The following is a 6,442-nucleotide window of genomic DNA, read 5'->3' on the forward strand; positions in this document are numbered from 1 at the left end:
ACATGAAATTCAAGACATTGGCTTTGGGCCTGACTTTGGCTTCAGTAGCAACATTTTCTATGGCGAAGCCGGTTGCGTATACCATTGATCCAGGCCATACCGCGACTGTATTTAGCTGGAGTCACTTTGGTTTTTCGACACCATCTGCGAACTTTAGTGATATTCAGGGCACGATTACGGTTGATAATGAAAAGCCTGCTAACTCATCAGTAAATGTAACTATTCCGGTATCAAGTATTAATACCAATGTTAAAGCACTGGATGAGCATATTCAAAAAGCAGAATTCTTTGATGTAGAGAAATATCCAAACATCACGTTTAAAAGTACCAAGGTTCAGGCTTTAGGTAAAAACAAATATAAAATCACCGGTGATTTGACTATAAAAGGTGTAACCAAGCCAGTTGTGCTGGATGCAGTATTAAATAAACAGGCTGTTCATCCAATGACAAAACTGCAAACAATTGGCTTCAATGCGACCACGTCATTTAACCGTTCAGCTTTCAATGTTGGCGCTTATGTGCCAAATGTCGGTGATAAAATTACTGTAAACATTACCACTGAAGCATCTGTACCCGCTGCGAAAAAATAAGAAAAGACAAATTTAAAAAGCACCCTGTAGGGTGCTTTTTTATGGATGAAAATTAAGCTTTGCTAGAAATTAGTAGATAGCTAATCTGAAAGAATATCCTTTTATCATCCACTTAATTTGAAGAATAAAAATTAGCTGGTTTGAATATGCTTTAGAAATTCTTGAAGGATGGATACCGATACAGCTTCTAAAGCAGCAGCATATTGCTGATTGTCGGCACGTAAGGCTGCAATGTCGATATTCGCGTGACGCAGCTCACAGGTATGGCCAATCAGCCATTTCTCCAGACGCTCAGCTTCCACTTCAGCATGAAATTGCAGTGCCAGAATATTGCTGCCAATCCGGAAAGCCTGATTTGGATAGACCGCAGAACTTGCCAGAAGCTCAGCCTCTGTGGGCAGGTCGAACGTATCACCATGCCAATGTAATACTTCAAGATTTTCCAGATTTTTTAGTGGATTATTCTCCACAGATGTAAGGCTAAGCTTGGACCAACCAATCTCTTTGCTATGACCTGCATACACTTTTGCTCCTAATGCATGCGCAATAAGCTGTGCACCTAAACAAATTCCTAAAGTCGGCAAATTTTGCTGTAAACGAACTTTCAGTAAGTCTATTTCCTGCTGTAAGAAAGGATAGTCTTCAGTTTCATAAACGCCGATTGGACCACCTAAAATCACCGTCAGACCTGTATGTTCAAATGCCTGGGTCAGGTCATCGACCCCTGCTTCAAAATAACGTACGCGTAGGCCGAGCTGATAGAAAGTATCTTCCCACGCGCCAAGGTCTTCAAAGGCAAGATGCTGGATGGCATAGACCGTGTCTGGAAATTCGTCAAAATTAAGCATGATGGTGACTGATCAAAAGAAATGATTTAATTTAACTTGAATCATATGACTTGGAAAGCTGAATGCAGCTCAATGAGCTCCTCCATTTAGCAGTGGCTTGGTTGCAATTGCTTAAACTCTGTAAAGATACTCCGCTATTGTTCACTTCAGTTTGGGTATAACTTGGAACTTGATGACCGTATGCAATCCCATAGTTTTATATACTGATAACAACTCCATTAGGGGAGCCATGCTATGCAAAGTCTAAGCCTTTATATTGATCGTAAAAGATTAAGTCCCTATGCCATGTCGGTTTTTGTGGCCCTTAGAGAAAAACATGTCGATTTTAAAGAGATTAAAATCGATCTGGATAAGGATGAAAATAAATCAGATACCTATCTAAGAATCTGTAAAACTGGAAAAATTCCCTGCTTATCTGTGGATGGCTGGTCAATTTTTGAATCCATGGCAATTACTGAATTTCTGGATGAGCTTTTTCCAGCACCTGACTATCCGGCTCTTTATCCGGCAGATATTCGGGCGCGTGCTAAATGTCGGGCGGTTCAGGCATTGCTTAAATCTGATTTTAGTCTGATATGTCAAAATATGCCTTCCACGGGTATCTTTCAGCCATTACCGGAACCTTATGTTCCAGACCGGCATACTCAGGTAGAAATTGATCGGTTAACCAGAGTAAGTGAGGCTTTGATTGGCGATCAATGGTTAAGTTCACAATGGAGTATTGCAGATTTTGATTTAGCCTTCATGCTACATCGATTATTGAGTTTTAAAGTTCCTATTTCTGAAAGACTTTATAGCTATGTCATGCGGAATTTTCAGCGCGAATCTGTGCATGTCTGGTTTAAATTAAGAGAACTTGAACGAGGTACATGGGATCCATCACCATTTGATGTACCGTGAGTTGAGAAAGGCTTTCAGGGTTGATGGATTTAAGTCATGATTTAATTGTTTAAATAACTCCTGAATTGAGCAGAAATCAGGAGTTATTTATTCATGGGCATCTTCAGGATATTATTTTAATAAATCTAACAGGGCATCCGCCGTTGCTGCAGATGATGCTGGATTTTGTCCGGTAATCAGTAAACCATCCTGCTGCACATGAACTTGCCAATCATCAGCTTTGGAATAATGCCCACCATTTTCCTTCAGCATATCTTCGACCAAGAATGGAACAATATTCGTCAGGCCGACTCCCTCTTCTTCGGTATTGCTAAAACCAGTTACTGATTTACCTGACACAATTGAGTGGCCTTCACTATCTTTTACCTTTTTCAGTACTCCTGGCGCATGGCAGACCAGTGCGACAGGCTTATTGGATTGCAAGGTTTCTTCAATTAAATGGATTGAAGTGTAATCATTGGCTAAATCCCATAACGGACCATGCCCACCTGGATAGAATACGGCATCAAACTCATCTGCATTTACTTCGCTTAATTTATGGGTATTGGCTAAAGCACGCATGGCGGTTTCATCTGCTTCAAAACGTCTGGTTGCTTCAGTTTGGGCATCTTCAGCACTGCTTTTAGGATCAAGCGGCGGGTGACCACCTTGTGGGGAGACTAAAGTGATTTCGGCTCCTGCATCAATGAATCGATAATATGGGGCAGCCAGTTCCTCTAGCCAGAAACCGGTTTTTTCGCCTGTGTCACCAAGTTGATCATGGGAGGTCAGAACAATCAAAATTTTCATATGTTTACCTAAGATTATGTCAGATTTAAAATTTAATAAGTAAAATTATTGGATAGATGGATAGGAGAAAAATTGCCATCGTTAAACTGGAAACTTAAATTTAAAACAGCTTGGATTTGATATTTTGTGGCAATCCTTAAAGCAAATGTTTTAAACACCTACCTATATGAAATGTTTTAGAAAACATCATTACGATTGATCAGAACTTTTCTTTTTCTTTCCCCCACCATCCTGTTTATTGACTGTAGACCAAGCAATACGTTCAGCCTCTTTTTCAGAACGTCCTTGTTCTTTCTCACTTTCTTCAATATGTTTAGCTTGCCGTTTCTGTTTTTCCGTATAGGCAGATTTATCACCTCTAGGCATAGTCTAATCCTCACATGCGGTCTAATATGGGAATGACTATAACAAGGACTTGATTTAGGCAAAGTAAGCTTCTGTCAGGATTTGTTTGAATTGTTTTATAGGTTATTAAATGACTGGAGCATTTATATCTAACTTATTTTTAGTTCTAAAGATGAAGTCAATTTTAAAATCTTAATTTTGAACAGGATAATGACCCTAGAGCCATTATCCTAAAGCTTTTGTTTAGCCATTAACAATGCTGCCACCATTTACGTGGATCACCTGACCCGAGATATAGCTGGCTTCTTCACTAGCCAGAAATAAATAGGCTGGAGCGACCTCACTGGGCTGTCCCATGCGGCCCATCGGTGTCTGTTTACCAAATTCTTTTAAGGTTTCTTCGTCAAAACTACTTGGAATAAGTGGGGTCCAGATCGGGCCGGGTGCAACCCCATTAACACGAATACCTGTCTTGTTTTTCAGCAAATTGGTCGAAAGACTACGGGTAAACGTGGTAATTGCACCCTTAGTGCTGGAGTAGTCGATCAGTTCATCATGTCCGTGATAGCTAGTAATACTAGTGGTATTAATAATACTGTCACCTGCCTGCATATGGGGGAGAACCGCCTGAGTTAAATGAAACATACTCAGAATATTGGTGTTAAAAGTTTTATATAGCTGTTCAGGAGAGATATCGGTAATACTTTTCTGCGGATATTGTACTCCTGCATTATTTACCAGAATATTAATTGTCTTGAATTCCTGAATAGTCTGTTTTACCAGATCTTGAATTTCTTCTGGTTGCTGCAAGTCACATTTGATCAGTAGACAGCGCTGTCCTTCTGCTTCAACCATTTTCTTTGTATCTTTTGCATCCTGATCTTCGTCCAGATAGCAAATCGCGATATCCGCTCCTTCACGGGCAAACAGGACAGATACCGAACGGCCAATCCCACTATCTCCACCGGTAATGAGAGCAACTTTGCCTTTTAATTTCTCGCTACCTTTATAGTGAGGTTTAATGATCTCTGGCTCTGGGTTCATTGCAGTCTGAACACCAGGCTGATGGTCTTGTGTTTCGGTTGAATTTGGGGTTTCAGGATAATTATTCATATATTTTCAGGTCCATTGTTTAGTGTAATGACAGAAAAATATATTAGGGAGATTTTCCAGAAATAGGCTAAGACCTGACATTTCATAACAGAATCTATGCAGGAGATTGCATTTGTTGAATTAGGTTTACATTTGAAGGTTTATATAAAGATATTTAAGGTAAATTAAATATTTTAATGTTTAATTTACTATATTGAATTAAATTTTAAGATTATCTTAAGATAATAAATGGATTTAGACTTAAGTCTATTATTTTTATTAAAATAAAGATCTTTATATAAATAAAAGATAATAATTATTAATTTTTCATAATTTAGTAAAATTGGAATGGATAAAATCATAATGATTTCATGTTGTTAAGTTAAATCAATTGGGATTATTAATTTAATTTGTAAGATAATTTTGGAAAAATTAAATAATTGAAAAATAAACAAAATAAACGTTTAATTAATTCTGATTATTTTGGTTGGTTTTTTTATGGGCTCCTATGCAGGTTCAAGTGATTGCAAAAGAAAATGGTAGTAATAGTTTAATAAAAAATTATTTACATAAAATTAAATTAACTGATAGCTCCATTGTCTTAATAGATGTAAAAGTTGAAGATATAGAAAAGATTGAATATTTAAATAATCAGGTGGTAATCACTTTAAAGAACGGTGAAAAAATAGTTGTTGATAATTTTAATATAGAAGAAAGCTCGTTAGTTTTTAGAAATGAGCAAGTAGAATTATTTTTATTTGATTTTAAAACAATCACTTATAACCCTATAGATAAGATTGAACCATTATTATATGGGCAGTCAGAAAGTTCATTTGTAAGTGTTTGGCCATTTGTTGGTTTAGCGCTTGGTGGAATTGGTCTAATTGCGGGTGCGGCAGGAGGTAGTGGGGGTGGCGGATCATCAGAAGCAGTAACAAAAGTGAAAAAGCCTCAGGATGTCATCATTGGTAATGGTGATTCATTTATCAATAAAGAAGAAGTTCAAGATGATAAGGTTGAAGTCACTATAGACTTACCTACAGGCTTAACAGATCAGGATAAAGTGATCGTAAATGGTGAAGAGCATGCACTTACACAAGAAGATGTTGAAGCAGGTAAAATTGTAGTTAATGTACCTTTAGAGGGAAAAACTGAAGGTAAATTTGATGTTACTGTAGAAATTAAAGATAAAGCAGGCAATGTTTCTGACAGTGTTACAGAGTCAGCGATTATAGATCTCACCCCGCCGATAGTAGATGATGTGATCCTTAAAATTGATAGAATTGCGCAAGATGGTGTAATTAATATTGAGGAATCAAACGACAAAGTTATTGTAATTGGTCAATTGACCTCGATACCTAAAGATAGCATCGCAACTAAGATTCAAGTTACGGTAGGTGAAGAGACTGTTGATGCCATTATTTTTGATTTTAAAAATGGTATTTGGTCGGCACAACTTCAAGGGGCATCATTTGGTAATGTAGCTGGTGAAGTTAATGCGACAGTAACCTTTAAGGATCAAGCGGGTAATACCTCCACCAAGAGTACAGCTTCAAATTATGAAGTAGACCTAAGTAAGCCTGAAGTTAAAAGTATTGAACCTGCAGATAAAGTTCTAGCCAAAGATGAAGTTGTCACAATTACGATTACCTTTAATGAAGAGATTAAAGGCCTTGAACTTGCTGACTTCGAAGCGAAAGGTGGCTTGATTTCAGGTCTTCAACAGTCTGCAGATGATAAAACAGTCTGGACTTTAAGCTTTAAACAGGCAGGTACAGATCAACCAAGTCTTAAACTAAAAGAAGGGTCGTACACAGACCTTGCAGGCAACCCGGGTTCAGAGAAAGTCTTGGATAAAGCCAATGGTGGATTTGAATC

General features: G+C 37.8%; 7 protein-coding genes. 3 read left to right on the forward strand and 4 right to left on the reverse strand.

Features of this window, described 5'->3' with window-relative positions:
- Positions 1 to 2: 2 nt before the first annotated feature.
- On the forward strand, positions 3 to 590 hold the full coding sequence (locus F955_RS10565) for a YceI family protein (RefSeq protein ID WP_004894301.1): 588 nt from the start codon (positions 3 to 5) through the stop codon (positions 588 to 590).
- A gap of 131 nt (positions 591 to 721) precedes the next feature.
- Here the strand turns inward: F955_RS10565 and F955_RS10570 are convergent, their stop codons facing one another.
- A complete protein-coding gene (locus F955_RS10570) occupies positions 722 to 1,438 on the reverse strand; it encodes a glutamine amidotransferase (RefSeq protein ID WP_004894303.1) in 717 nt (238 codons plus the stop codon).
- Positions 1,439 to 1,672: 234 nt separating this feature from the next.
- Between F955_RS10570 and yfcF the strand changes: the two genes are divergently transcribed.
- Complete coding sequence (gene yfcF / locus F955_RS10575; protein WP_004894306.1) at positions 1,673 to 2,338, forward strand: glutathione transferase; 666 nt, start codon at positions 1,673 to 1,675, stop codon at positions 2,336 to 2,338.
- Positions 2,339 to 2,449: 111 nt separating this feature from the next.
- Here yfcF and F955_RS10580 read toward each other — a convergent pair whose 3' ends face one another.
- The 3 genes from F955_RS10580 to F955_RS10590 all read right to left on the reverse strand — a co-directional run bounded on the left by F955_RS10580 (position 2,450) and on the right by F955_RS10590 (position 4,585).
- Complete coding sequence (locus tag F955_RS10580) at positions 2,450 to 3,127, reverse strand: type 1 glutamine amidotransferase domain-containing protein (RefSeq protein WP_004894308.1); 678 nt, start codon at positions 3,125 to 3,127, stop codon at positions 2,450 to 2,452.
- 189 nt (positions 3,128 to 3,316) lie between these two features.
- Positions 3,317 to 3,493 carry a hypothetical protein gene (locus F955_RS16740; RefSeq protein WP_004894311.1) on the reverse strand — a complete coding sequence of 59 codons (177 nt, stop codon included), beginning with the start codon at positions 3,491 to 3,493 and terminating at the stop codon, positions 3,317 to 3,319.
- Positions 3,494 to 3,715: 222 nt separating this feature from the next.
- Entirely contained in the window at positions 3,716 to 4,585 is an 870-nt protein-coding gene (locus tag F955_RS10590) for an SDR family oxidoreductase (protein ID WP_004812568.1), read from the reverse strand.
- Between the two features lie 487 nt (positions 4,586 to 5,072).
- On the opposite strand from F955_RS10590, the gene F955_RS10595 reads away from it, so the two are divergent.
- On the forward strand, positions 5,073 to 6,442 hold a 1,370-nt coding region (locus F955_RS10595), incomplete at its 3' end, for a BapA/Bap/LapF family prefix-like domain-containing protein (RefSeq protein WP_004894313.1).

Origin of the sequence: Acinetobacter schindleri CIP 107287 (assembly GCF_000368625.1) — a bacterium.
GTDB lineage: Bacteria > Pseudomonadota > Gammaproteobacteria > Pseudomonadales > Moraxellaceae > Acinetobacter > Acinetobacter schindleri.

Bases quoted from the DNA above. Each gene is read 5' to 3' on its own strand.
- F955_RS10565 (WP_004894301.1), top strand. From the start codon at position 3: ATGAAATTCAAGACATTGGCTTTGGGCCTGACTTTGGCTTCAGTAGCA.
- F955_RS10570 (WP_004894303.1), bottom strand. From the start codon at position 1,438: ATGCTTAATTTTGACGAATTTCCAGACACGGTCTATGCCATCCAGCAT.
- yfcF (WP_004894306.1), top strand. From the start codon at position 1,673: ATGCAAAGTCTAAGCCTTTATATTGATCGTAAAAGATTAAGTCCCTAT.
- F955_RS10580 (WP_004894308.1), bottom strand. From the start codon at position 3,127: ATGAAAATTTTGATTGTTCTGACCTCCCATGATCAACTTGGTGACACA.
- F955_RS16740 (WP_004894311.1), bottom strand. From the start codon at position 3,493: ATGCCTAGAGGTGATAAATCTGCCTATACGGAAAAACAGAAACGGCAA.
- F955_RS10590 (WP_004812568.1), bottom strand. From the start codon at position 4,585: ATGAATAATTATCCTGAAACCCCAAATTCAACCGAAACACAAGACCAT.